Origin of the sequence: Alcaligenes sp. NLF5-7 (genome assembly GCF_024266725.1) — a bacterium.
GTDB lineage: Bacteria > Pseudomonadota > Gammaproteobacteria > Burkholderiales > Burkholderiaceae_B > Alcaligenes > Alcaligenes phenolicus.
Genome location: NZ_CP100755.1, coordinates 3,545,456 through 3,568,825 on the forward strand (window position 1 = coordinate 3,545,456; position 23,370 = coordinate 3,568,825).

The 23,370-nt window shown below is 62.9% G+C and carries 24 protein-coding genes; 20 read left to right on the forward strand and 4 right to left on the reverse strand.

Annotated elements, in window-relative coordinates:
• Positions 1-288 precede the first annotated feature (288 nt).
• The 15 genes from MID00_RS16315 (at position 289) to MID00_RS16385 (ending at position 17,121) form a co-directional block, all read left to right on the forward strand.
• Positions 289-1,911, forward strand: a complete 1,623-nt coding sequence (locus MID00_RS16315; protein ID WP_254499083.1) for a ShlB/FhaC/HecB family hemolysin secretion/activation protein — start codon at positions 289-291, stop codon at positions 1,909-1,911.
• A 35-nt stretch (positions 1,912-1,946) separates the two neighbouring features.
• Positions 1,947-3,914 carry a DUF2341 domain-containing protein gene (locus MID00_RS16320; RefSeq protein ID WP_254499084.1) on the forward strand — a complete coding sequence of 656 codons (1,968 nt, stop codon included), beginning with the start codon at positions 1,947-1,949 and terminating at the stop codon, positions 3,912-3,914.
• A gap of 11 nt (positions 3,915-3,925) precedes the next feature.
• Positions 3,926-4,339, forward strand: coding sequence for a biopolymer transporter ExbD (locus MID00_RS16325; RefSeq protein WP_254499085.1), 414 nt, complete (start codon positions 3,926-3,928; stop codon positions 4,337-4,339).
• A 19-nt stretch (positions 4,340-4,358) separates the two neighbouring features.
• Complete coding sequence (locus MID00_RS16330) at positions 4,359-5,138, forward strand: TonB family protein (protein WP_254499086.1); 780 nt, start codon at positions 4,359-4,361, stop codon at positions 5,136-5,138.
• A 44-nt stretch (positions 5,139-5,182) separates the two neighbouring features.
• On the forward strand, positions 5,183-6,898 hold the full coding sequence (locus MID00_RS16335) for a putative porin (RefSeq protein WP_254499087.1): 1,716 nt from the start codon (positions 5,183-5,185) through the stop codon (positions 6,896-6,898).
• A 4-nt stretch (positions 6,899-6,902) separates the two neighbouring features.
• The gene (locus MID00_RS16340) at positions 6,903-7,589 is read left to right on the forward strand and encodes a DNA repair protein (RefSeq protein WP_254499088.1); all 687 of its coding nucleotides are present in this window, start codon (positions 6,903-6,905) and stop codon (positions 7,587-7,589) included.
• 30 nt (positions 7,590-7,619) lie between these two features.
• Complete coding sequence (locus tag MID00_RS16345) at positions 7,620-8,153, forward strand: YbjN domain-containing protein (protein ID WP_254499089.1); 534 nt, start codon at positions 7,620-7,622, stop codon at positions 8,151-8,153.
• 17 nt (positions 8,154-8,170) lie between these two features.
• Entirely contained in the window at positions 8,171-9,220 is a 1,050-nt protein-coding gene (locus tag MID00_RS16350; RefSeq protein ID WP_254499090.1) for a peptidylprolyl isomerase, read from the forward strand.
• A gap of 623 nt (positions 9,221-9,843) precedes the next feature.
• Complete coding sequence (locus MID00_RS16355; protein WP_254499091.1) at positions 9,844-10,257, forward strand: hypothetical protein; 414 nt, start codon at positions 9,844-9,846, stop codon at positions 10,255-10,257.
• A complete protein-coding gene (locus MID00_RS16360) occupies positions 10,254-11,372 on the forward strand; it encodes a hypothetical protein (protein WP_254499092.1) in 1,119 nt (372 codons plus the stop codon). Before MID00_RS16355 ends, MID00_RS16360 begins: the two co-directional genes overlap by 4 nt.
• A 21-nt stretch (positions 11,373-11,393) precedes the next feature.
• Positions 11,394-11,864 (forward strand): hypothetical protein, encoded by a 471-nt coding sequence (locus tag MID00_RS16365; RefSeq protein WP_254499093.1) that lies wholly within the window; start codon positions 11,394-11,396, stop codon positions 11,862-11,864.
• Positions 11,865-12,009: 145 nt separating this feature from the next.
• Positions 12,010-12,798, forward strand: a complete 789-nt coding sequence (locus tag MID00_RS16370) for a hypothetical protein (protein WP_254499094.1) — start codon at positions 12,010-12,012, stop codon at positions 12,796-12,798.
• A gap of 559 nt (positions 12,799-13,357) precedes the next feature.
• Entirely contained in the window at positions 13,358-14,182 is an 825-nt protein-coding gene (locus tag MID00_RS16375; protein WP_254499095.1) for a DUF932 domain-containing protein, read from the forward strand.
• An 82-nt stretch (positions 14,183-14,264) separates the two neighbouring features.
• The gene (locus tag MID00_RS16380) at positions 14,265-16,280 is read left to right on the forward strand and encodes a ParB/RepB/Spo0J family partition protein (protein WP_254499096.1); all 2,016 of its coding nucleotides are present in this window, start codon (positions 14,265-14,267) and stop codon (positions 16,278-16,280) included.
• A 418-nt stretch (positions 16,281-16,698) separates the two neighbouring features.
• Positions 16,699-17,121, forward strand: a complete 423-nt coding sequence (locus MID00_RS16385; protein WP_254499097.1) for an antirestriction protein — start codon at positions 16,699-16,701, stop codon at positions 17,119-17,121.
• A 336-nt stretch (positions 17,122-17,457) separates the two neighbouring features.
• On the opposite strand, the gene MID00_RS16390 is transcribed toward MID00_RS16385, so the two are convergent.
• The 3 genes from MID00_RS16390 to MID00_RS16400 all read right to left on the reverse strand — a co-directional run bounded on the left by MID00_RS16390 (position 17,458) and on the right by MID00_RS16400 (position 19,371).
• Positions 17,458-18,720 (reverse strand): type II toxin-antitoxin system HipA family toxin, encoded by a 1,263-nt coding sequence (locus MID00_RS16390; protein ID WP_254499098.1) that lies wholly within the window; start codon positions 18,718-18,720, stop codon positions 17,458-17,460.
• Entirely contained in the window at positions 18,713-19,027 is a 315-nt protein-coding gene (locus tag MID00_RS16395) for a helix-turn-helix domain-containing protein (RefSeq protein WP_368044552.1), read from the reverse strand. The genes MID00_RS16390 and MID00_RS16395 overlap by 8 nt, the downstream gene beginning before the upstream one ends.
• Before the next feature lie 194 nt (positions 19,028-19,221).
• A complete protein-coding gene (locus MID00_RS16400; protein ID WP_254499099.1) occupies positions 19,222-19,371 on the reverse strand; it encodes a hypothetical protein in 150 nt (49 codons plus the stop codon).
• A gap of 405 nt (positions 19,372-19,776) precedes the next feature.
• Between MID00_RS16400 and MID00_RS16405 the strand changes: the two genes are divergently transcribed.
• Positions 19,777-20,082 (forward strand): DUF736 domain-containing protein, encoded by a 306-nt coding sequence (locus tag MID00_RS16405; protein WP_254499100.1) that lies wholly within the window; start codon positions 19,777-19,779, stop codon positions 20,080-20,082.
• Positions 20,083-20,156: 74 nt separating this feature from the next.
• Here MID00_RS16405 and MID00_RS16410 read toward each other — a convergent pair whose 3' ends face one another.
• Complete coding sequence (locus tag MID00_RS16410; RefSeq protein ID WP_254499101.1) at positions 20,157-20,429, reverse strand: hypothetical protein; 273 nt, start codon at positions 20,427-20,429, stop codon at positions 20,157-20,159.
• A gap of 292 nt (positions 20,430-20,721) precedes the next feature.
• Here MID00_RS16410 and MID00_RS16415 point away from each other — a divergent pair, with 292 nt between their 5' ends.
• From MID00_RS16415 to MID00_RS16430, 4 genes are all read left to right on the forward strand, one after another.
• A complete protein-coding gene (locus tag MID00_RS16415; RefSeq protein ID WP_254499102.1) occupies positions 20,722-21,066 on the forward strand; it encodes a DUF2958 domain-containing protein in 345 nt (114 codons plus the stop codon).
• A 39-nt stretch (positions 21,067-21,105) separates the two neighbouring features.
• Positions 21,106-21,891, forward strand: coding sequence for a DUF2285 domain-containing protein (locus MID00_RS16420; RefSeq protein ID WP_254499103.1), 786 nt, complete (start codon positions 21,106-21,108; stop codon positions 21,889-21,891).
• Between the two features lie 192 nt (positions 21,892-22,083).
• Positions 22,084-22,380 carry a helix-turn-helix domain-containing protein gene (locus tag MID00_RS16425; RefSeq protein WP_254499104.1) on the forward strand — a complete coding sequence of 99 codons (297 nt, stop codon included), beginning with the start codon at positions 22,084-22,086 and terminating at the stop codon, positions 22,378-22,380.
• Between the two features lie 35 nt (positions 22,381-22,415).
• Complete coding sequence (locus tag MID00_RS16430; RefSeq protein ID WP_254499105.1) at positions 22,416-23,246, forward strand: replication initiator protein A; 831 nt, start codon at positions 22,416-22,418, stop codon at positions 23,244-23,246.
• The last annotated feature ends 124 nt before the right edge of the window (positions 23,247-23,370 follow it).

Sequence of the window (23,370 nt, forward strand, 5' to 3'; positions counted from 1 at the left end):
CTACATCAAACTGAAGCATCCATCGATGACACTTTGGTTACCCGTGAAGCGTAAACCGGGATGTCTGATGGTTGTGGTCCATCGCTTGTCATGGGGTGTGTTCGATCGGCGCCGTCCCCCTTCGTGCGCCCACGGAACGTGTTTGATGTGAAGTTTTTGTGACATCCGGTTCATCATCAGGGGCTGGGCCGTCTCTAAGACAACGAGCCATGCGGCGCGTCTTGTCCGGGGTCAGGTGATCTTGCGCACGAGGCGTGCCGTTCATCTGATTGAGGAACGAGAAGCATCGTGAGGCCAGATACTGACATTGCCGGGGCCGCCGCCCGGTTTTACACTCGATGGGGCGCCTGCGCCCGGCGGGCCGCCGCGCTGGCGCTGCTGCCCACGCTATTGCCTTGCGCCGCGTTGGCCCAGGGCGAGCCGCAGGTCAATATCAACGAGTACATCGTGCGTGGCAACACGGTACTCGATAACCGCGCCATCGAAAAGGCGGTGTATCCCTATCTGGGACCGAACCGCACCTTGTCTGACGTCGAAAAGGCGCGGGACGCCCTGCAGGAAGCCTATCACGCCCAGGGCTACCAGTCGGTGTACGTCGACCTGCCCGAGCAGGCGGTGCAGGACGGCGTGGTCTTTTTCCAGGTGAGCGAAACCAAGGTCGGGCGTGTGCGCGTGGTGGGCGCCGAGCATTACTCGCCGCTGGCCATCCGCGACGGGGTGCCCGCGCTGCAAGAGGGCAAGGTGCCCGATTTTGCGCAAGCCCAGACCGAGCTGGCCGCGCTGAACCGCGGCGGCGGCCGCCAGGTCATGCCCATGGTCAGGGAAGGGCAGCTGCCCGGCACCATGGACGTGGATCTACGCGTGGAGGACAAAAACCCCTGGAGCGCCAGCATCGGCCTGAACAACGACTACAGCGCCGACACCACCAATTTGCGCAGCGTCGCCACGCTGGGCCACGACAACCTGTGGCAGCGCGGGCACGCTTTTTCGCTCACGTACTTCACCGCGCCGCGCGATATGGACGACGCCAAGGTTTGGTCGGCGTCCTACTCGCTGCCGCTGTCCGAGCGGTGGCGCCTGGCGTTCTCGGGATACAAGTCCGACAGCGACGTGGCCACCGTGGGCGGCACCAACGTCCTGGGCAAAGGCCATTCCTTCGGCATGCATGCCACCTACACCTTCCCGCAGGCGGGTAATTGGTACAACACCTTCTCCCTGGGCCTGGACTACAAGGACTTCGACGAGCACACGCGCTTTGGCGAGGAGTCGCAGTCCGTGCCGCTGACCTATCTGCCGGTCACGCTGGCCTATAACGGCTACCGCTACACCGAGCGCTCGCAAAGCAGCATCGGACTGACGCTCACCGGCGCGAGCCGCAGCTTTTTCGGCATGAACAGCGAATGGGACGAGTTCGACGACAAACGTTATCTTGCCAACCCCAGCTTCATGGTCTTCAAGGGCGATCTGAGCCACACCGAGACCTTCGCCAAGGATTGGCAGCTCTACGGGCGCGCGGGCTTTCAGCTGGCCTCGGGTGCGCTCGTGTCCAACGAACAGTTCTCGGCGGGCGGCGCCACCAGCGTGCGCGGCTATCTGGCCGCCGAGCGTAGCGCGGACGATGGCTGGATCGGCTCGCTGGAGCTGCGCACGCCGTCGCTGGCCCGTTGGCTTGGCCCGCACGTGAACGAATGGCGCTTCTACGCCTTTGGCGACATGGCCGGATTGCGCCTGCGCGATCCCTTGCCTGAACAGGAATCAAGTTTTCGCCTAGCCAGCATCGGCCTGGGCACCCGTTTGCAGATGTTCGACTGGCTGTCGCTGCACGCGGACTGGGCCTATCCGCTCAAAGACAGCGCCAACACCGACCGACATGATCCGCGCCTGCACTTTAGCGTGCGCGCCAGCTTTTAACTCTTTGCCTGAATCGTTCCCGGAGTATTTCACCCATGCAACGCCTCATTATTCTCATCCTCGCCCTGGCGGCGAGCTGGCTGCCCTCGGTGGCCAGTGCCTGGTGGCAGCCTGACTGGCAGTACCGCAAACAGATATCCATCGACACCACGCCTGAGGGCGGCGCCATCGGCGAGACGGTGGGTCGCACGCCGCTGCTGGTGCGCCTGCACACCGGCAACTTCGCCTTTGATGGCACAAATGAAAACGGCTCGGACCTGCGTTTCGTGACCGGCGACGACCAGATCGTGCTCAATCACCAGGTGGAAAGCTTCGATCCGCTGATGGGCATGGCGCTCGTGTGGGTCGATATCCCCGAGGTGCTGGGCGGCGCACGCCAGGACATCTGGATGTACTACGGCAACGAAAAGGCGCCGGTCGCCTCCAACGGCCAGATCACCTTCGATCCCAACTACACACTGGTCTATCACTTCGATGGCGCGTTGGGTGCGCCGGCGCGCGACAGCACGGCCTACACCAACCATGCGCAGACGCCGCCGGCCGGTGTGATCGACGGCGTGGTCGGGCGCGCCGCGCAGTTCGCGGGCACCGCGCCCATGATGCTGCCGGCCAGCCCCTCGCTGGCGGTACCGGCCGCGGGCGCGTTCACGTTCAGCGCCTGGATCCGCGCGGATCAGCCCGCCGGCCAGCAACTGGTCTATGCCCGCCGCGATGGCGCCAACAGCCTGCTGATCGGTCTGGATCAGGGCGTGCCCTTCGTTGAGGTCAACGGCCAACGCAGCCCGGCCGGTGCGCCGGTGTCGCCGGGCGCCTGGCAGCATCTGGCCGTGACGGCCGACGGCAGCCAGATCGTGTTGTATGTGCAAGGGCGCGCCACCGCGTCGCTGGCCGCCAGCTTGCCGCCGCTCAATACGGTCGCCGCCCTGGGCGGTGACGTGCCGGGCGCCGCGCCGGCCGTTCAGGCGCCTGTGGAGGCCGAGGCTGTCGTGGCCGAAGGCGTTGAAACGCTTGAGGCCGATGCCGCGACGGTGGCGGCGCCCAGCGTGACTTACGCTCCGTTTGTGGGCGCCATCGATGAGTTGCGCCTGTCCAAGGTGGCGCGTCCGGCGGCGCTGATCTTTGCCGACGCCACCGCACAAGGCGCGGAATCGCGTCTGACCGTCTACGGCGTGGATGAAGAGCAGTCCGGTTTCGGCTTCGGCGCGCTGGGCTTTTTGTTCGCGGCCGTGCCGTTCGATGCCTGGATCGTGCTGGCGGTGCTGGCCTTCATGATGGTGCAGTCCTGGATCATCATGGCGCGTAAAAGCCGCGCTGTCGGCCGCATTCAGCGCGCCAACAGCGAGTTTCGCACCGTGTTCGCCAAGGTGGGGCAGCAGTTGGAAATGCTGGCCGACGATACGAGCCTGGCCGGGCGTCTGAAGGACGCGTCCTTGTGGCGCCTGTATGAAACCGCCATCAACGAAGTGCGCACGCGCCGGGCGCAAGGCGTGCATGCCATGACGCCGCAGACCATCGAATCGATCCGCGCCTCCATGGACGGGGTGCGCACCAAGGAGAACCAGCGGCTGGGCGCGCGCATGGGCATTCTGTCCAACGCCATCGCCGGCGGCCCTTATATCGGGCTGCTGGGCACGGTGCTGGGCATCATGGTGGTGTTCCTGGGCACGGCCATGGCCGGTGACGTGAACATCAACGCGATTGCGCCCGGGATGGCCGCCGCGCTGCTGGCCACCGCCGCCGGTTTGTTCGTCGCGATTCCGGCCCTGTTTGGCTACAACCGCATCGTGGGCCGCAACAAAGAGGTCGGCGCCGACATGCGGGTGTTCGTCGATGAGTTCGTGACCCGCCTGGCCGAAGTCTACAACCAGGCGCCGCCCGAGGCCACACAGGGCGCCGCATCCAATGCGCCCAAGCCCCCCAAAGCCCCCAAGGCGACCGGTGTGAACGGCCAGTCATCACACGATGCCCGCCTGGCCAGCACCGCGCCGGTCGGCACGGTCTGAAGGAGCGCGACATGGCCGCGATACGCGACGAAGACGAGGACATGGACTCGGCAAGCGACATCAACATCACGCCGCTGGTGGATGTGCTGATGGTGGTGCTGGTCATGTTCATCCTGACGGCGACCGCGCAGGTCTCCGGCATTCAGGTGAACCTGCCCAAGGCCAGCTCCACGGTGTCCCTGGTGCAGCCCAAGACCAAGGCGATTTCCATCAACGAGGCCGGACAGGTGTTTCTGGATGCGTATCCAGTGACGCTGCCCGAGCTGGAAGACCGACTGCGCACCGAAAAGGCGCTCAACCCGGACTTTCCGATTATCGTGCGCGGCGATTCGGTCGTTCAGTACCAGAAGGTGGTGGAAGTGCTGGATCTGTTGCGACGCCTCGAGCTTTCTCAAGTCGGTCTGGTGACCGGCAAACCCCAGTAGCCCCGTTGGTGTTTCTACGATGTTGCCTGAATCTCCCAAACCCGATGATCGCCAGCACCGTGCGCCGGATGAGCCCGAATCGCTGGGCAGTCTGTTAGACGCCTCCGAGCCGGCGCGCCGGCCGTGGCGGCGCATCGTGGTGATTGTTTTGATTGCGGCGCTGGTGGCCGTACTGGGCTGGCTGGTCTGGAAATGGGCCGACGACATGGCCGGCATCAGGCGCGAGACGCCCAAGCCGGACATGCTCATCCCCTTGCCGCCGCCACCGCCGCCACCGCCCGAACCCGAACCGCCGCCCGAACCCGAGGAACCCAAAGAGGAAGAGGTCGTGGAGCCCGAGCCCGAACCGGAGCCGACCCCGATCGAGGAGCCGCAGCCGCAGGACGAGGCGCCGCCCACGCCCTCGGACGATCTGTCCGACCCCATGCAGATGGACGGCGAGGCGCAGGCCGGCACCGACAGCTTCAACATCGGCGCCGGCCAAGGCGGTGGCATGGGCGGCAGCGGCGGCGGACGCGTGGGCAATGCCACCTACAGTCAATACCTCGCCTATGCGGTGCAGAAGATTCTGCGTGAGGACAGCCGCACCCGCAATCTGGTGTACCGCGTCCAGGTCGAGCTGTGGCTGACCGCGGGCGGCGACATCACCCGCGTGGAAATGACCCAATCCTCGGGTGACGCCGAGGTCGATGCCGCGCTCATTGCCGCGCTGCGCGAAGTGGGTCGCCTCGATGAACGTCCACCGGCGTCCGTGTCCATGCCCATCCGGGCCAGGGTCACGGGTCGACGGCCCGGCTGAGCCTGAACGAATTTTATGACCCAATTATCTGGAGCGTGTTTTTCATGAAATCCCATCCCACCCGGTTGGCCTGCGCGGTGGCGCTGGCCTTGTCCTGCGCGGCCGGCCCTTTGCTGGCGCAACCGGCTCCGTCGCAGAACGCCACCATCAACCTGATCCGCCTGCTGGTCGAGCAAGGCGTGCTCAAACCCGAACAGGCCGAGGCGCTGGTCGCCCAGGCCGAGGCCGAAGCCGTGCAGGCGCGTGACATCGGCGCGGCCGGCGCCGCCCAGGCGCAGCCCGGCGATGTGCGCGTGACCTACATCCCCGAGACCGTGCGCGACGAGATCCGCAACGAGGTCAAGGCCGATGTGATGGCGCAGGCCCAGGCGGAAAACTGGGCCGCGCCCAATACCTTCCCGGACTGGGCCTCGCGCATCACGGTCGAGGGCGACGTGCGGGTGCGCAACGAGTCGCGCCTGTTCGACGGTGGCAACAGCAATGAAATCATCAATTTCAATAAGTGGAACGAGAACGGCCCCATTCCGACCGTGGTCGGCAACGAGCCTTACGGTCTGGCCATCCCTTACCTGAACACGCGCCAGGATCGGCGCAATCAGTGGCGCGTTCGGGCCCGACTGGGCATCAAAGCGCACCTGTCGGATCAGTGGGAGGCCGGCATCCGCCTGGCCTCGGGCAGCGACGATAACCCCGTGTCCACCACCGACACGCTGGGCAACAGCATGGGCAAGAAGAACCTCTGGCTCGATCAAGTCTATCTGCGCTATCGCCCCATGGACTGGGCCACGATCACCGCGGGCCGCGCGGCCAACCCCTTTGATTCGACCGATCTGCTGTGGTCGAACGATCTGAACTTCGACGGTATTTCGGCGGCGTTCAATAAGCCGCTGTCGGGTCGCCCGGTCACGCTCTTCGGCGGGCTGGGCGCCTACGCGCTCGATTACTCCAGCAACCCGTGGAGCAACGATGAATGGGGCGAGGGCAAAAGCGAGAACAAGTGGCTGTTCGGCGCGCAGATCGGCGCCGAGTGGCGGATCAACCCGCGCAACAGCCTGCGCGGCAGCCTGGCCTACTACCACTTCGACAACATCACCGGCCAGCGCTCCAGCGCCTGCACGGTGTACTCGGCCAGCGACGTGTGCGACACCGACTGGTCGCGCCCGTCCTTCATGCAAAAGGGCAACACCCTGTTCCTGCTACGCGACATCCGCCAGTGGTCGGCTGATCCAGCCGATTGGAACGAGTGGCAGTACGTGGGCCTGGCCTCGGAGTTCAACCTGCTGGACGTGAACCTGCGCTGGGATACCCGGATCATGGACGGCCTGAACCTGCGCCTGGCGGGCAACTATGTGCGCAACCTCGCGTACGACGAGGACAAGATGATCGGCCGCGCGGGCGGGCTGTACAACATCGCCAGCAACGGCACCTATACCGCGGACGGCGTGCCCACCGGCGTGGAAAGCGGTCCCAACGCCTGGATGGTGCAAGCCACCGTGGGCAACGGCCTGGGCCTGATCAACAAGGGCGACTGGATGGCCTTTGCCGGCTACAAGTACATCGAGCCGGACGCCATGCCCGACGGCTACAACGATTCGTCCTTCCATCTGGGCGGCACCAACGCGCGCGGCTACTTCATCGGCGCGGGCTACGCCTTCGAGAAGAACGTTTACGGCCAATTGCGCTGGAGCAGTTCCAAGGAAGTCTATGGCGCGCCGCTGTCGATCGATGTGCTGCAACTCGAACTGAACGCCAGGTTCTGATGCCATGAAACTGTTGACCGACTTCAAAGATCGTGCGGTATCCGCGCGCCAGGCGCTGCCCGCGTTTTTGCTGGTGCTGGGGCTTGCGCCCTGGGGCGGCATCGTGATGGCGCAGCAAGCCAGCATGGAGGATCGTCTGCGTACCCAGTTGCGCTCCACCACCCAGCAATTGCAGCAGTTGCAAAGCCAGCAGGCGCAATTGAACGCCGCCAAGATGGCCGCCGAGACTGAGCGCGATGCTCTGCGCAAGCAGATCGAGCAACTGCAGGCCAACCTGGGCAAGGCGCAGGGGCAGGCCAAGGCGCTGGCCGAGGAACAGGATGCCGTGCAGGCAGCGGCCCGCAGCCAGGTGGCGTCCGCCCGGGCGCAGGCCGGCAAGGTGCGCACCGAGTACGAAGCGCTGCAGCAGCAGGCCGCGAGCGTGGAAACCCAGCGCGCGGCGCTGGCCGCCAACCTGGCGCAGCGCGATGCGCAATTGACGCAATGCACGGCCAAGAACGCCGAACTGTATGCGGCAGGCAAGGAAATCCTGGCTGCCTATGAAAGCTTCAGCACGGCCGATCTGCTCAAGATCCGTCAGCCCTTTGCGGGCGCGGCGCGCGTGCACTTTGATGAGCATGCCCAATCGCTGGGCGACAAGCTGTACGACGGCCGGTATGTGCCGGGCGCGGCCGAACCGGCTGCCAATTGAGTTCAAACAGAACGTTATAGGAATTGCATCATGACTGATACCACCACCGAAATCATTCACGCGGTCTCGACCGACCAGTTGCAGGAACTGCTGCAGGAGATGGGTTGTCGCGTTTCCATCTCGGAGCAGAACGGACAGCGACAGTTGCTCAGCGCCACGCAAGGCATCGGCTTTTCCGTGCGCCCGGGCAATCCCGCCCCGGAAGCCGAGCGGTTTCTGGATTACACGCTGAGCAGCGCCTTGCGCGTGCAAGGTGCGCTGCCGGACGGCGTCGAGTCGTCCTGGAACATCAGCAAGCGGTTTGCGCGCCTGACGGCCCAGGGCGATTTTCTGGTGCTGGAAATGGACGTTGTGGTCGCCGGCGGCGTGACGCGGGCCGCGTTGCGCGCCAATGCGGAACTGTGGGATCGCCTGCTGCAGGAGTTTCTGTTGTTCCTGCGCCAGTATGCCCAGACGAACGCATCGCCTGAGGCCTTGGCGGCGGCCAGCACAGACGAAGCGTCCTCGGATGCGGTGCCACCGGCCGCAGACGAGCAGTCGGCCACGGAATCGTCGGCCGTATGACAGTGGGGCGCACGACCATGAAAGTGACCACTACGCGCTTTCTTGCGCAAAGTGCGATCGCCCTGGGCTTGTCCGTGGCGCTGGCCGGGTGCAACCGGGCCGAAGAGGCGCCCGTGCAGCCGGAAGAGCCGGCTGCCGCGGTGGCCCCGGCGGCTGCCGATGCGCCGGCGACGGCACCGGATCCGTCGGCCGACGTGATTGAGGCACCGCCTGCCGACGCGCCCGCGCCATCCCCGGCGGTGGCCTCGTTGGGGGCTGTGACCGTGTCGCAGGACGAGTTGCAGCGCTTCCTAGGCGCCTTGCCCCAGGCGCAGCGTGAAGCGCTCACGCAGGATCGCGTGGTGCTGGAACAATGGCTGCGCAGCCGGCTGGCCGATAAGGCGCTGGTGGCGCAGGCGCGTCAGCAAGGCTGGCACGAGAAGCCCGAGATTCGTGCCGCCGCCCAGGAAGCCGAGGCGCAGATCATTCTGCGCACCTACCTGCAATCGGTGTCTGTGCCGGGACCGGAATATCCATCCGAGCAAGAGCTGCAGGCCGCGTACGAGGCAAACCAGGCGCAGTTCCACGTGCCCGCGCGCTATCGCGTAAGCCAGATATTTCTGGCGGCGTCCGAGGGCGATGCCAAGGCGGTGGCCAGTGCGACCAAAGAGGCGCAGGCCTTTGTCAAGCAACTGCGCGAGGACCAGGCCGATTTTGCGGCGCTTGCAGCGGAGCACTCGGACGATCAGGCCAGTGCTGCGCGTGGCGGTGACACCGGCTATTTGCCCTTAGCGCAACTGGTCCCGGGGCTGCGCGCCGTGGTGGCCAAGTTGGAACCGGGCCAGGTCAGCGATCCCGTGGCGCAGCCGGCGGGCGTGCACATTCTGAAGCTGGTGGATGCGCGCGAGGCGACGGTGCGGCCCTTGACGCAAGTGCGCGGGGCATTGACTGAGGCCTTGCGTGCGCAACGTCAGCAGGATGCGGCCCGGGCGTATTTGGCGGGAATGCTCGACGCCGACACCGTGTCGGTGGATGGCAAGGTATTGAGTTCGTCACTGGACGCGATGCAACAGACAGCAGGGAATTAAGGGGTAAACAAAGATAAGCCGCGGATGGCTTTGTAGCGATCAGTGCTGTGAAAGCGTGTTGGCAGCGTTCCACTCCAAAGGGTTAATCGCCTAGAAAACCGGGGCCGTACACCGGGGCACAGTACTGATCGCACGAGGCCATCCGCGGGCTGCGGATACCTGCTTCGGCCCCGGCCCCGGCCATGGGCGTACGCGGGGCAAAGCGGGGCGTGTGCCGCACTCACGCAAAAAAGTTTAGAGCAGATTTGAAGGCAGAGGGTTTTGTGCGATCGGTGCTGTCAGCGCGTGTCAGCGGCGCGTAGGGTTACACCCATCGAATGTCGTCCTAGCAACCGGGGCTTTACACCGGGGGGCAGCACCGATCGCACAGGGTCACTTCATGCCCGCGTGGGTTTGCGCGTGGCGTTGAAGCCGGGGCCTGTGAGGGCGCCCAGGCACGTTAAAAAGCGGGGGGTCCGATCCGGAGCTGCCCATCGAAGAGGGAGATGCAGATGTCCTGGTGGCGGATGGCGCTGGATCGAAGCGTAGGGCGGGTCGCGATGCGGCAAGACCCGAACACGGCACGGTTGCCGGGGCGTGTTCTCCAGCTGTGCCGGCAACGGTGGCGCAGGCTGATCGCGGCCGTGACCGAGCGTCATGCCTCGGTCGCGCAGCCGGTCCTGCCTGCCGATCCTACGTTGACCGAGCTTCCTCCTTTACCCAGGATGGCCTACGTGGGCGAAGTCCGGTTTGCGATCGAGTGCACCTTGGCCGCGGATGCGTCATTGATGGTGCGTCTGTGGCAAATGGAAACGCAAGCCGTGTATGCACGGGTCTCGGTCGATGACAGCGGACAACTCGTTGCGCTGACGCTGAACGATCCGCCCGAACCCTTTCTTGAGCATGAGTTCCGTCAACGGTTGGTGGGCATCCGGCTTGATGCACCGCCGCCACCGAGCCTGCGTTGGCCTATTTTATTGCGTCTGGATTGGGGCCATGGCGCGTCCGTGTCGGTAAGCGGCTCTGTCACCACGGCGCAGCGGGAGACGGGTCGATGAGCGAGGCCGGCCTGCCGCCAAGCCATGACGCCGTCGCGCTGCGGACCGCTTGGCGGTGGGTGTGGCGTGGACGTCGGCGGGTGGTGGCGGTGACGTTGATCGCTTTGGCCGTGTCGGCACTGCTTGCTTGGACGGTGGTGCCGGTGACGTATGAAACCCGGGTCGAGTTGCTGCCGCCCAGGCCGGCCGATTTGTCGGCCTATGCATTGGCGCATCAGTTGTCGTCGGTGGTGGTGACGCATGCGCTGGCCGATCAGGAGGCGCCGCAAGGCGCTGACGCCATTCCGACTCTGGGCGTGGAACAAGCCTATCGGATATTTTTGCGTCATCTGACCTCGGCGCAGTTGCGCGATCGTTTTTTCACGGCGCATGTCCAGCCGCAGATCGCGACAAGCGATACGCCGTTGTCGCGTGAGCGGCTGCGCAACCGGCTGGACGAATCGGTGCGTATTGTGCTGCCTGATGCTCGCAGTGGCCGCGGCCAGCGCAGCACCCTGATCTGGCGCGGCGCCGATCCCGAACAAATCGCGGTCTGGGCCAATACCTACGTGGCCTGGGCGATGCGGGCGGCGCAGGACGCGTTGCTGGATGATCTGCGTAGCGAGATACAAATGCGCTGGCAAGGTGCCCAGACCCAGGTCGAAGTGTTGCGTCAGTCGGGTGCCGTCGAGCGCCGGTTTGAGATCGCGCGTGTGCAGGATGCGCTGAACCTGGCACAAAGGGTGGGGCAGGTCGGCCCGGCCCAAGGCCTCTGGATCCTGGAGTCGGCGTTGCATGAGCGGGCGTACCTGCGGGGCAGTCAGGCTTTGCAGGCGCAACTCGATGTCCTGCTTGCCCGTGAACAGGACGAACCCTACATCCCGGAATTGTCTTCGGTGCGGCATCGCCAGATGCTGTTGGAGACCCTGGCGGCACAGTCCTTGTCGATCCGGGTGGCGACCTGGGATGCGCGCGCGTACGTGCCGACCGCGCCGATCGGGCCGGGTCGGCCGGCCCTGGCGCTGGGCGGCGGTGTGCTGGGATTGCTGTTGGGCCTGGGCTGGGCGGTAGGTCGCGGTGCATGGGTGTCGTCCGGGGCGCCACATACCGTCCGGACCGATGTTCGGGGCGCGTAAGCCCCTTGGAAGGAGAAAGTCATGCGGTTATGGCGGGTGTCTGGCACGCCCTGGGAACGTCACGGGCAGTCGACGCGTTGGTTCAATGCGAGGACGCCTGCCATCGCGGTGTTTCATGTGTCGCCGCTTGCGGCGGTGTGCGCGCGGCTGGTCCATCAGCGCCGCCATACCCCGGAATTGTTAGATCCTGAGGAGCGCCTGTACTCGATCCGCGTGTCCTTGCGTCAGGTGCAGGCGGCACATGTGTCCCGCGGCTGGTACGACAATCTGAAGGAGACCCGTACGGTCGCTGCCGCGTGGCGCATGCAAGCCTTGTGTCCGGTGTTGAAGGTGCCGGCGCGTGATGGCCAGCATCAGTATCTGGTGAACCTGCGTTTTCCCTCGCTGGAGGACATTTCCGTTCGTTTGGACGAAAAGCACCCGTTTGCGCGCAGTGTGCGTAAGGCCCGCGAATGTTTGCATGAAGGGTCGGATTGGTTGGTGCTGCCGTGATGCCGACATGCCCCTATAAATGCTGGCGTTTTTTTGCCGTAACTTTTATGACCTGCACCGGGTGGAAGGAAAACACGGGCGTCACGGCTCTCCTCTTGCGGGAGCTTTTGTCTAAAAATTAGGTTCAATACTGAAGTCTCTTGGCATGTCTAAAATACAGTGGAATTTCTTCAACCCATACTTTTTTGCTGTTCTCAAATACTTTGCTATAAAAATTGTTCCGGTATTTATTGGGTCATTTGTTTTTGCGGGGGCCATTGCTAAATACGGAAATCATGATGCGCTAAATAAGGCAATCATGGAGTCCGCTTATAAGCCGTCGAAGGAGACATTTCGTGAATGCGTCCGCGCTCATAATCGATTATTTATCGCTGAGCAAGAGTTGTCTGCGTCATATTTGGTGATGGCGGAGGAGCTTCAATTTGTTATGTCAAATGGCATTAAACCGCTTCCCGAAGAGTATTGGTTTTTAGCTAAAGGAATTAACAAAAACCAACAAGATTTGCTTGATGAGACTCAGAGGCTCCAAGGACATTTGCCGGTTTGCTACGACACCCTTTATAGCCAGTTAGACGATTTGGGGATCCTTCTTGGGATATCTGATCAGCTCGAAGTTGAGTTTAAAGATAGGGCGGAGCGATTCAATGAGTTACATCGCTCTCGTACCAAGGAAGCCAATAAAGCGATTGAGGGAATCGATCCGCTAATTATTCAAAGATCATTTCGCGGTGGATTCGAAACTACTTTGGCTCAACAGCCAAGCGTCATGTTAGATGCTTTCAAGCGATTGGCTGATCATGCTCAGGGGCTCTCCGAATCGGATAAGCATCTTTTTGAGCTTGAGCAAAAATTCTATCAACGAATAAACTCAATTGCGACCGCTCAAATTAAATCGAGATTTAGCAAGGGAATATGGTCCTTCTTGTTGAGCTGAGTCAGCTCAATGATAGGGAATTGTTGCTTAGGGCGTGGTGACGGCTCACGCCCTCCGAAAGTAATCCATTCATGGCGCCTCTGCCTCGGCAGACCGCGCTGCTCCAGGTTCGTTATCACTCATCCCTGACGGGACTGGCCTTGGCCAGCCTTGCACATCCCTGACGCCTCCGGCCCGGCTTCCCCGCTTCGGGCCTGCGCGCTGGCGCTTGCCTGCGGGCAGCACCATAAGGACTGGCTGTTGCCTGCCCAGCCATCTTTCCTGACTTCATCACCTTATCCGCGACTGTAGCCCGTGGCCGCGTGCCGGCAAGGCGCGCCAGGCCGTGTCCTCGGCTCTCGCCTGCGGGCCGCACCCACCTGTCGCTTTTTTTCCTTGACGGCCCACGTTCGTGGGCTCCTGACCGTCGCGGGCGACGAACTCAGGAAAGACGGTGGCAACGAGGCCAACCGGGTTCTTCGTGCCGACCGCACAACAAAGCTCAAAGGCTTGGGCTTCCGAATCTTGGAATCCGGTGTGCGGTGAAAAGCAAACCCCTTTCTTTGTCAGGAGAAATCCCATGCTTGCATCCCGTTTTGCTTCCCGCTCCCCCGTACTGCGCAGCGATACCCCGCTATCTGATGACCAGATCAGGGCCGTGGTGCCGTCCATCTATGCCGATGCCCCACACAACAGCCGTTCAGAACGCTACCGCTACATCCCCACGGCGGCGGTACTGACGGAACTACGGAAGGAGGGTTTTCAGCCCTTCATGGTGACGCAAACTCGCGTGCGCAACGAAGCACGGCGCGAACATACCAAACACATGATTCGGCTCCGTCACGCCAATCAGGTGAATGACAGCATCGCCAACGAAATCATTCTTTTGAACTCCCACGATGGTACGAGCAGTTATCAGATGCTGGCCGGGGCATTCCGTTTCGTATGCAGCAACGGCCTGGTATGCGGTGACATCGTGGCTGATGTGCGCATCCCGCATAAAGGCGATATCGCCGGGCAGGTGATCGAGGGCGCGTATGCGGTGCTGGACGGATTCGAGCGGGTGCAGGAATCCCGCGAAGCCATGCAGGCCGTCACGCTGGACGAAGGCGAAGCGGAAATTTTCGCCCGCGCCGCGCTGGCCTTGAAATACGACGACTCCGACAAGCCCGCGCCCATCACGGAAAGCCAAATTCTGATGCCGCGCCGGTATGACGACCGCCGCCCCGATCTGTGGATGGCGTTCAACCGGGTGCAAGAGAACCTGACCAAAGGCGGCTTGCGTGGCCGCAGCGCCAACGGACGCCGCCAGAGCACCCGCACCGTACAGGGCATTGATACCGACATTCGTCTGAACCGCTCCCTGTGGCTGCTGGCCGAGGGCATGCGCCAGTTGAAAGCCTGATTCCCCTACGCGGCAGGGGCAGGCAGCAACCCTTGCCGCGCTTTTCGCTGCTGCCTTTCACAAACCGCAAGGAGTTTTCATCATGAACGCCATCAACCTAACCGAAACCCACGCCATTGACACGGCCGACGCCGCAACCGACACCTTTACCCAGGAACAGAGCCTGATACGGGTGCCGCTGGCGCGGCTGCGCCCGTCCAAGCGCAACGTACGCAAGACCGCAGGCCAGTCTATCGACGCACTGGCAGAAAGCATTGCCCGCGTGGGGCTACTGCAAAACCTGACCGTCATACAGGCCCGCGACGGCGAGCATTACGACGTCGTGGCCGGTGGCCGTCGCCTTGCCGCGCTCAAGCTGCTGGCCAAGACCCGCCGCATCCCGAAGGATTGGGAAGTGCCGTGCCTGCTGGTGTTGGACGCCAACGCCCGCACGGTGAGCTTGACCGAGAACGTGCAGCGCGAAGCCATGCACCCGGCAGACCAGTTTGAAGCGTTCGCCGCGCTGGTGGCCGAGGGCCGACCCATCGAAGACATTGCGGCGGACTTTAGCGTCACCCCGCTGGTGGTGCAGCGCCGTTTGAAGCTGGCGAACGTCTCGCCGCGTCTGCTGGCGGATTACCGTGCGGATGCCGTGAACCTTGAGCAGTTGATGGCGCTGGCCATCACGGACGACCATGCCGCGCAGGAAGCCGCGTTATACGATGCACCGGACTGGCAGCGTCATCCGTCCGCGTTGCGTGAACGGCTCACCGAGCGGGAAATCGACGCAGGCCATCCGCAGGTGCGTCTCGTTGGGCTGGACGCCTACGAAGCCGCAGGCGGGGGCCTTCGCCGTGATCTGTTCGCGGAGGACGAGACCGGGGTGTATGTGACCGATGTCGCGCTGTTGGAAACGCTGGTACGCGAAAAACTGGACGGCCATGCCGCCCAGGTGAAGGTCGAAGGTTGGGCCTGGGTGGATACCGCCTACGCCGTAACGTTTGCCGACCTGCAAACCTTTCAACGCGCCCCGCGAGAACGGCGCAATCCCACCAAGCGGGAGGCCGATCGCATGGAAAAGCTGGAAGCCAAGATGCAGGCCATCGGCGAAGCCCTGGATGTCGCGCTTGAAGAAGATGACGAGGGCAAGGCCGACGCCTTGCAGGCCGAAGGCGATAGCGTGGGCGAACAATTGCAGGCGCTGGAAGATCGTTTGCTGGACTATGCCCCAAACGTCAAAGCTGCCGCCGGGGCCATTGTCACGCTGGATCGGCAAGGTCAGATGGTTGTACATCGCGGCTTGATGCGCGAAGCGGAAGCCCGCGCACTGCGCACTTTGGAACGACTGCGGGAGGGGTTGAGCGGCGAGGACGATGTCCACGGCGACAGCGCGGATGACGACTTGCCCAAGGCCGCTTCCATGACCGATCGGCTGGCGCAGCGCTTGAGCGCCCACCGCACCGCCGCGCTGCAAATCGAACTGGCCCGCCGTCCGCACGCGGCGCTGGCTGCCGTGGTGCATGGCATGGTGCAAACCGTCTTGCAGCGTGATCGCTATCATCGCGATGGCTTGCCGCTGGAAATACGTTTGACCGTGCAAGACCGGTTGGAAGGCATCGCCTCGGATTGGAAAGTGTCGCCCGCCGCCCTGGCCCTGGCCGAGTTGCAACAGGCAGTGGGGGAAACCTTGCCGCAGGCCAGTGCCGAACTTTTCGCCGTCTTGCTGGCAATGCCGCAGGGTGAATTGCTGCGGCTGATGGCCGTGTGCGCAGCGGCAACGGTGGACGTCATCACGCCCCGCGCTACATCGCAGCAACCGGGCGAGGGGCTGGCACAGGCCGTGGGGTTGGACATGGTCGCATGGTGGCAGCCCACTGCCGAAGGCTATTTCCAGCACATTTCCAAGGCCATGATTCTGGAAGCCGTGGGCGAGTTTGCGCCTGACCATGTTTCCCGGCTGGAAAAGTTGAAAAAGGCCGAGCTTGCCAGCGAAGCCGAGCGGCTGGTGCAGGGGTCGGGTTGGATGCCTGCCATCTTCCGGGGGCAGGCAGCGCAGGATGCAGCCACCGAAACCGACGCCGATGAAGCGCTTGATGCAGTGGATGCGGTCGCCGCGTAATACTTGGCAATGGGCCAGCGCTCCGGCTCAATGCCGGGGTGCTTCGCGGCCCAGTCAGCATCGGCCCCAACGCGGTGACGCCTTGGGGCCGATGGGTCAAAATCCGGGCGCTGCATCGCCGCGCCCGGTGACAAAGTCAAAAGAAAATCAGCCGGACGCCGCCTTCTGGCTGGCCGGTGCATCAGGCTCAACGGCTGAAGCACAGCCGCGTTTCACGCGGAAGTATCCAACGAAAAACCCAGTGATATCGTGGGGGCTGTCTTGCTTTCGGTCATTGTGTCATGCCGTTCTCAGTTGCAAGGGCTACGCGCCGCCGTGGGCGTCGCTTGCGGCCGCAGGCCGTCTTCGACCCTGGCAACCTGCGCTGCGTCATGCCTTCGGGTTCCGGGCAATCCCGCCCTGAATACTGGAGAACACCATGTCCATCATCGAAACCGAACACCCCATCATCACCGCGCAGCGCGTGCAAGCGGCAAAGCGCATGGACTTCTTGCCAAGCGCCTTTGGCGCGCATTACCTGCAGGGGGAAAGGCTTGTTTTCAGCTGGTTGCGCGAGCTTTCTGACGACTACCAGGGCGGATACTGGCATTATTACTGGCTGTCCAATGGGGCCTTTTACATGGCGCCTGACGTAGCGACCAAGTTGCGCCTTGTGTGGGCCAATAACTTTTTTGACGGCGCAATGTCGGCCGATGCCGCTGGTATCGTCGCTACATTTTACGGACTCAATCACTTGATCTCCATCACGCATAACGACATGCTGATCGAGCGATATTATGGGCTGCGGGAGTATGTAGACCGGCATCCCGAGGCCAGTCTGATCTGGCGTGCTATCGACTGATGCTCGTCATCGTATCCGCGCTTCGGCGCGGGTAGGGTCTCTCGCGGGAGGGCTGTCACGTTGTCTCGCTGTATTCGGCTCCCCCGCATTGGTGAATTTTCAGTCAATTTAAAAAAACGGCTTACGCGGACTGGCCATAGGCAGGACTCGAAGTCGTTATGCACAGGCTTGTTCACCGTTTTTGGGGATAAGTACCGGTGCCGCCGGGTCATGGCGGGCGGACGCTACTCGGATAGGGTCAAGACCAGCCTCGAAGCGTTCGTCGGAAGGTTGGGTCCACCAGCGGTGAAGGGCGCAAAGACCGTGCGCTGGGCGGGTCCCGCACCTGGAGGGCTTTTATCGAAGCGCACGGATGTTGTCGTCGATTCGACTTTGTATGGTGCGCAGCGTGTCTTGGGTGATCCGGCCTGGGTGCAGTTGCCTGGCGCGAGCGGTGAAACCGCTGGCGACCTGACAGATGCGGTCGATGGTGTCCGCGGCCTCGTGTGCTGACAGTTCCGCCTCTTCCGTGCCCAGAGCAAGCAGATGCTTGCGAGTGATGCACAAGGCTTCGCCCATCACGTCCATCTGGTGATAGCCACCCGGCCCTTCGCAGAAGGTCACGTCATACGCCGGGGCCAGCGTCCACTGGCCGGTGGCCGACATGAGATAGGCGAAGTTCTTGGTGTGGTCATCGCGGTTGTGGAACACGACATTGAAGACGGCGCGCTCGAAGGCCAGCGCTTTTTCGCGCACGTCGTTGGTGCAAAGTCCGGTCGCTCGCAGAAAACCGACATAGTCCAAGGTGCCCGGGCTGCGGAAATCAGCCCCGATAAAGGCCGCGAGGCTTTGCATGGGTACGCGCATGTCCTGGTGGCGGTCAAACCGCTTGCTGGCAAAGGCGGCCTGGCCATTGGGCAGGTCGAAGTATTCCGTGTCCGGAGTGTTGATGCCGCATTCGCGCAAGCATTCGGCATAGACCGCTTCGATGGCACACACTTCGGCGGGCTCGTGCTGGGCCGGAAACTTGACTAGCCACGCTTCCAGGCCAGGCGCCGCTGCAGTGGTGAAGTTGCCGTGTTTGGCGTCGCGATACAGCAACGCCTTCGGTCGGGCGCCGTGCGGAGAGCCACCTATCTGCAACAGCTTCTGCAAGAAGGCGCCGCCCTCGCCGCTGAGCACATCCTGGATTTCAGCAGCCAGTTGAGCCAGGGGAATATCTTTGACTGGGGCGGATACCTCCGAAGCCACGGGCTCGAACGACATGGCTCCCATGGCTTGGGCGCCGATATAGGTCAGCCGCTCTAATGCGCCTATGCGCGCGGGGTTGAGGCCGCGGCGTTTGAACAGGCGGTCCATCAGCAACATGCCCCAGCCGTCAGGCAGCGAATCATAGACGGGCCCCGGTAGCCCCATTTGATGCGAAGGAAAGTCTTTGCGCAGCTTGGGGCCTTTCAGGGGAAGACGAAGCGCGGAGAGTTCCAACCCTCGGCTCAGCGACTGGTCGCTGAATTCAAACGCGATCAGGGGACGGCCTGTGATAGCGGTCGAGGACACCAGCGTTCCCCACTGCCAGTGCTCGCCCCAGCCATCGTAGTAGACATCGATTCGTTCAAGCATTTTGCGTCTTCTTTTTGATTCGCTGACGCCGTAGGCTGTTCTCATAGCGCGCAATGTCGTCGAGACTGTCCAGTTTTGGCTTGAACAGGCTTTCCAGTTCCTCTAGGCGGCCAAGTACCATGGCTACGCGCACCACGCTGTCAAACGCGACGTTGCGACCCGCTTCAAGGTTGGACAGCGTATTGACCCCGATGCCGGCGCGTGCGGCCACTTCGGCCTGCGTCATCTGCTGAGTCAACCGCTCGGTACGCAGGCGCGCGCAGAGCAGTTTGATGACCTCGCTAGGTTTGCTAAGGATTAAATCCATAATTTAGTGTGTTAACTTATCTTTTCTATGTTAACACCCAGAATTATAGAGTTAAATCGCTTTATCGGCAATGTGAGGCATGGGGCCGTTGCTGAGGGTGAGCAGGTCTGCGGTCCAGGATCGTCAAGGGTGTTCCCGCTAACCATACGGTCATATTCAATGTGTTGCGCGACCACACATAGGTGCCAGCGCCGTTATGGTGCGGGCGAACCCATACCGTTCGCCTGACTACGCCACAGCGGGTGGCGGGATCGGCTTTGTCTGTCCATGCTGGAGCCGTTCGTGTCGTCGGCGTGCATGATGCGTCGTCGAGACAGGCTCGGTCTGGAAACGTGTCTTCTCATCGCAGTCATCCTGTTCGCCGTATCCGTGCGGGTGCGGGTTGCCGTCAACGGGGCATCACCTTCATACGGCGTGGATAAGCGGGGCAGGACCGGCGTTGCATCGGGCGGGGAAGCGGCCTGAATCATGAGTCCTTGCGCATCGTCCGATCCCATCGCGGCCTTGTTTGGCGTGAATCCTGTCTTTGGCGCGTCAGCCCAGGCTGACTCGGGCTATTGCGGCGCAACCGTCCGGCACAACGATTTTCCCCTGCGCGGGGCGCATTCCTCGCGAGACAAAATCCTTGTGCCTCCCGGCCGTTCACTGACGTTGCCGTCCCTTTCGGGATGCGCCGCGCCCGGCCTTCGACGATCGGATCACGACAAGGACGCGATGGGCGCGGACTTGCAACCTCAAGGAGAAACATCATGGCTCACATCGGCACATTCACCCAGCAGGACGAAGGCTACACCGGCACGATCCGTACGCTCACCCTCAACGCCAAGGTCAAGCTCGTTCCCGTTGACAAGGATAACGACAAGGCTCCGGACTACCGGCTGCTGGCAGGCACATATGAGCTGGGCGCGGCGTGGAAGAAGATTTCCAACAACGACCGGCCCTATTTGTCGGTGACGATCGACGATCCGACCTTCGCCACAACGGTTTACGCCCGCTTGGTCGAAGCCGAGGACGGCAATCACCACCTGCACTGGTCGCGACCGAAAGCGAACTGAACGGTTCGCCCAGCGCCCGGCCAGCCGGGCGCCGGCCTGGCACCCAAGGGTGCCAGGCTGCAGCAGTCGTCCGATCAGCGCTTCTTGTTCGACTGCGACACCACGGTGCCGGCTAGCGTTTTGGTGACCGCGGCCGAGCGCGGGTTGTCCAACGCGCGCGAGGCGCGCGCCTCAATGCCCGCGCCCGTCTGGGCGCGACTGCCCGATTGTCGCAAGGCCGAGCCGGCCAGCGATTTCTGAAGAGCACTGGCCGATGGGCTGCCCAGTGTCTTGCCGGCGGTCGAAGCGACGCGGGCCGACGTTTGTTTGTTATTGGTCGCCATGATGGCTCCTATCGCTCCAGTCATTGAGCCAGTCGGGGTTTGTTGGAGTCAAACACCCTGGCTGTTGAAATGAAAGCACCATATATAGTGTTTTCATTGTTAATTATGTCCATATATTGTGTTTATACCAAGGTTTGGCCCGGCAGTCATGCTCTGAGTGTGGTGGATTGACGACGTTGCGCAAATCGCCAGACCTATGACGCATCGAGACAGGCAGTTTGTGGTCTGGTCGCCTCTAGTAAAACCTCGTAGCATTTGAGGCTTGGACGCCGTGGCGGGCAGGCCGGCTTTGCATCAGACAACCGTCGGGGGAGCGATGTCGCTATTGACGCAGGCGCAATGCGCGCAACTCATGGCCAACGGAAGCGCGCTGGCCGTGGATCGATCATTTGATCCCATGCCTGTGGTCAAGCTGTTCTTGCCCGATGCCAGAGTAGGCTGGTGGCTGGGGTGGATCGATCCGGATACGCCGGATGTGGCGTTCGGGCTGTGTGACATGGGGCTGGGCTTTACGTGCGAGACACCGATCCAATTGTCCGCACTCCAGACGATACGGGGGCCACAGGGGCGTTGCGTGGTGGTGGATCATGGCTTTGTGCCGCGCTATACGCTGTCGAAGTATGTATCACAGGCGAGAAGGGATGGGCATGTGATCGACTGACGACGCGTCAGCGCGGATGCCGGTTCGAAGGAGCAGGGCATGCGAACGAATGCTGCGCAGCACGCCTGGAGCGGGGTGGCGGCGTATATCTATGTGTTGGAGCTGGATGCGGTCGGATGGGCCTGGGAGTATCTGCGCCGCAATATCGCCTATCAGCGACTCTGGCGGCATCGCTATCGCTTGGCGGCGGATGCTGTGGCGCCGTGGCACTTAGCCCAGCTCGAAGACCCTGGTCTGGATGCGCGACAGGCGCATCCCGTGTGGCAATATCCGCTGGCCGATCAGGTCGCCTTGCATGGCATGAGGCCGACGCCCGGGCTGGCCTTGCCGGTGTTCAGCTTGTGGGCCTTGCGCGGGCGCAAGCAGGTGCGTGCGCTGTCGGGCGGCTACGCGCTTCAGGTGCGCCAGGCATCCCATACGCTTCGCGCGGTATGCGACGTTCGCGCGATGGAAGGCGCTGCGGCCGACCTTGTCATACCGCTGAATCGTTATGGGTCCAAGCGGTTGCGGGCTTTGCAGGCGCAATGGCGCAGCGCACCGTCGGAGCGCTTGTTTCGTGATGAGGCCCACCGCCTCGATGGGCAGACGTCTCGCGCCTCTCGTGCGGGGCAATTGCATCTGCATGCCTTGATGGCGCTGGATGCTTTGCAGGCCAATGCCAGCCATCGCGACATCGCAGTCGCCCTGGTGGGCGAGGCCCGCACCCGGGAGCAGTGGCATGCCGATGCCACGTTGCGCGGCCTGGTGCGTCACTACCTGCGGCGCGGCCGTTATTTCCGGGACGGCGGGTATCGCAGCCTGCTGACAGCGAGCCGCGCGGGTTAGACGTTTTTTCTTCTTCGATGGGGCGCTCCCCAAGGCGACGACGTTGTCGGCGCCTTGGCGCGCCTGCGCGCATGACCCGGTAACGAACACGGGCGCGACTTCATTACCCTTCCGGCTGCGCTCGGGGTTGCGCAGACTGTCTCCAGCCGACCTGCGTTCGGTGGTTGGCGCAACACGACGAAGGAGACGGCCATGCAAGCCATTCATCCCGCTGCACAAGGTTCACACTCGCCGTTGTCAACGGCGACTTCGCCCGCAACCCCCCAGCACGCTGCGCTGCGCTATCTGACGAATGAGGAAGCGGCCGCGTTGTTGCGGCTTTCTCCGCGCACGCTGGAAAAGCAGCGCGTACAAGGCGGCGGGCCGCGGTTTCGCAAGTTCGGCCGGCGCGTGATGTATGCGATGACCGATCTGGAGGCCTGGGCCGATGCGCAGGTCTACGACATGACCTCTGACCCGGAATACCTGGCGCGCCACGCCGGCCGTTAGGCCGGTAGGGCGCACCCGGTATTCAGGTATCCCCCGTGGGACGCACGCCGCCCAGTGCGGCCGAGCCGCTGGCCGTGTTCCGCGCGCTGCCCGGCGACATGACGCCGCGCGATGCGCAGGATTTGATGGCCTATCCGTTCTTTTCCTTGGCCAAATCGCGGCGCATTGCGCCCATTCGCTTCGAGGCCGGATCCGTGCGCATTCTGGTCGAAGGCGTGGCCGAGCACGGCATCGCCACCATCTGGGATGCCGATGTGCTCATCTGGGCGGCCAGTCAATTGGTCGCCGCGCGCGATCTAGGGCTGCCCACCTCGCGCCTGATGCGCGCCACCCCGCACGAAATGCTGAGCTTCGTGGGACGCGGGCGCTCGATGCGCGACTATCAGCGGCTTAAGGCTGCGCTGGATCGCTTGCAGTCCACGACCGTGGCGACCACCTTGCGCCAGGGATTGGCGCAGCGCATGCACCGCTTTTCCTGGGTCAACGAATGGAAAGAGATCGTGCGCGCCGACGGACAGCCGGCCGGCGTGGAGTTGGTGCTGCCGGACTGGTTCTATCACGGCGTGCTCACGGAAAGTCTCGTGCTGTCCATCGATCCGCGTTACTTCCGTTTGACGGGCGGCATCGAGCGCTGGTTGTACCGCGTGGTGCGCAAGCACGGCGGGCGTCAGCGCGCGGGCTGGCGCTTCGATCTGCCCTATTTGTACGCCAAGTCCGGTAGTCAAGCCAGATTCACCGATTTTGCAGGCGATGTGCGCCGAGTGGCGCAGCGTCAGGCGCTGCCCGGCTATCGCCTGCAGGTCGCCCGCGTGGGCGAGATGGAGTGGTTGATATTTCAGCGCGAACGCATCGCGTTTGCAGAATAAAGGAGAAACGGCATGTGGATAAGCTGTGGATATGTCTGTGGATGGCCTGTGAATAGGGTCGTGCTATCAGGCGCACGCGCTTCGTGCTATCGGGCGCAGAAAGTTCGTGCTATCAGGCGCAGCG

What these genes read in the sequence shown, in the direction of transcription:
- MID00_RS16320 (WP_254499084.1), top strand. Translation starts at nt 1,947, where the DNA reads ATGCAACGCCTCATTATTCTCATCCTCGCCCTGGCGGCGAGCTGGCTG.
- MID00_RS16325 (WP_254499085.1), top strand. Translation starts at nt 3,926, where the DNA reads ATGGCCGCGATACGCGACGAAGACGAGGACATGGACTCGGCAAGCGAC.
- MID00_RS16330 (WP_254499086.1), top strand. Translation starts at nt 4,359, where the DNA reads ATGTTGCCTGAATCTCCCAAACCCGATGATCGCCAGCACCGTGCGCCG.
- MID00_RS16335 (WP_254499087.1), top strand. Translation starts at nt 5,183, where the DNA reads ATGAAATCCCATCCCACCCGGTTGGCCTGCGCGGTGGCGCTGGCCTTG.
- MID00_RS16340 (WP_254499088.1), top strand. Translation starts at nt 6,903, where the DNA reads ATGAAACTGTTGACCGACTTCAAAGATCGTGCGGTATCCGCGCGCCAG.
- MID00_RS16345 (WP_254499089.1), top strand. Translation starts at nt 7,620, where the DNA reads ATGACTGATACCACCACCGAAATCATTCACGCGGTCTCGACCGACCAG.
- MID00_RS16350 (WP_254499090.1), top strand. Translation starts at nt 8,171, where the DNA reads ATGAAAGTGACCACTACGCGCTTTCTTGCGCAAAGTGCGATCGCCCTG.
- MID00_RS16360 (WP_254499092.1), top strand. Translation starts at nt 10,254, where the DNA reads ATGAGCGAGGCCGGCCTGCCGCCAAGCCATGACGCCGTCGCGCTGCGG.
- MID00_RS16365 (WP_254499093.1), top strand. Translation starts at nt 11,394, where the DNA reads ATGCGGTTATGGCGGGTGTCTGGCACGCCCTGGGAACGTCACGGGCAG.
- MID00_RS16370 (WP_254499094.1), top strand. Translation starts at nt 12,010, where the DNA reads ATGTCTAAAATACAGTGGAATTTCTTCAACCCATACTTTTTTGCTGTT.
- MID00_RS16375 (WP_254499095.1), top strand. Translation starts at nt 13,358, where the DNA reads ATGCTTGCATCCCGTTTTGCTTCCCGCTCCCCCGTACTGCGCAGCGAT.
- MID00_RS16380 (WP_254499096.1), top strand. Translation starts at nt 14,265, where the DNA reads ATGAACGCCATCAACCTAACCGAAACCCACGCCATTGACACGGCCGAC.
- MID00_RS16385 (WP_254499097.1), top strand. Translation starts at nt 16,699, where the DNA reads ATGTCCATCATCGAAACCGAACACCCCATCATCACCGCGCAGCGCGTG.
- MID00_RS16390 (WP_254499098.1), bottom strand. Translation starts at nt 18,720, where the DNA reads ATGCTTGAACGAATCGATGTCTACTACGATGGCTGGGGCGAGCACTGG.
- MID00_RS16395 (WP_368044552.1), bottom strand. Translation starts at nt 19,027, where the DNA reads ATGGATTTAATCCTTAGCAAACCTAGCGAGGTCATCAAACTGCTCTGC.
- MID00_RS16400 (WP_254499099.1), bottom strand. Translation starts at nt 19,371, where the DNA reads ATGAGAAGACACGTTTCCAGACCGAGCCTGTCTCGACGACGCATCATG.
- MID00_RS16405 (WP_254499100.1), top strand. Translation starts at nt 19,777, where the DNA reads ATGGCTCACATCGGCACATTCACCCAGCAGGACGAAGGCTACACCGGC.
- MID00_RS16410 (WP_254499101.1), bottom strand. Translation starts at nt 20,429, where the DNA reads ATGACTGGAGCGATAGGAGCCATCATGGCGACCAATAACAAACAAACG.
- MID00_RS16415 (WP_254499102.1), top strand. Translation starts at nt 20,722, where the DNA reads ATGTCGCTATTGACGCAGGCGCAATGCGCGCAACTCATGGCCAACGGA.
- MID00_RS16420 (WP_254499103.1), top strand. Translation starts at nt 21,106, where the DNA reads ATGCGAACGAATGCTGCGCAGCACGCCTGGAGCGGGGTGGCGGCGTAT.
- MID00_RS16425 (WP_254499104.1), top strand. Translation starts at nt 22,084, where the DNA reads ATGCAAGCCATTCATCCCGCTGCACAAGGTTCACACTCGCCGTTGTCA.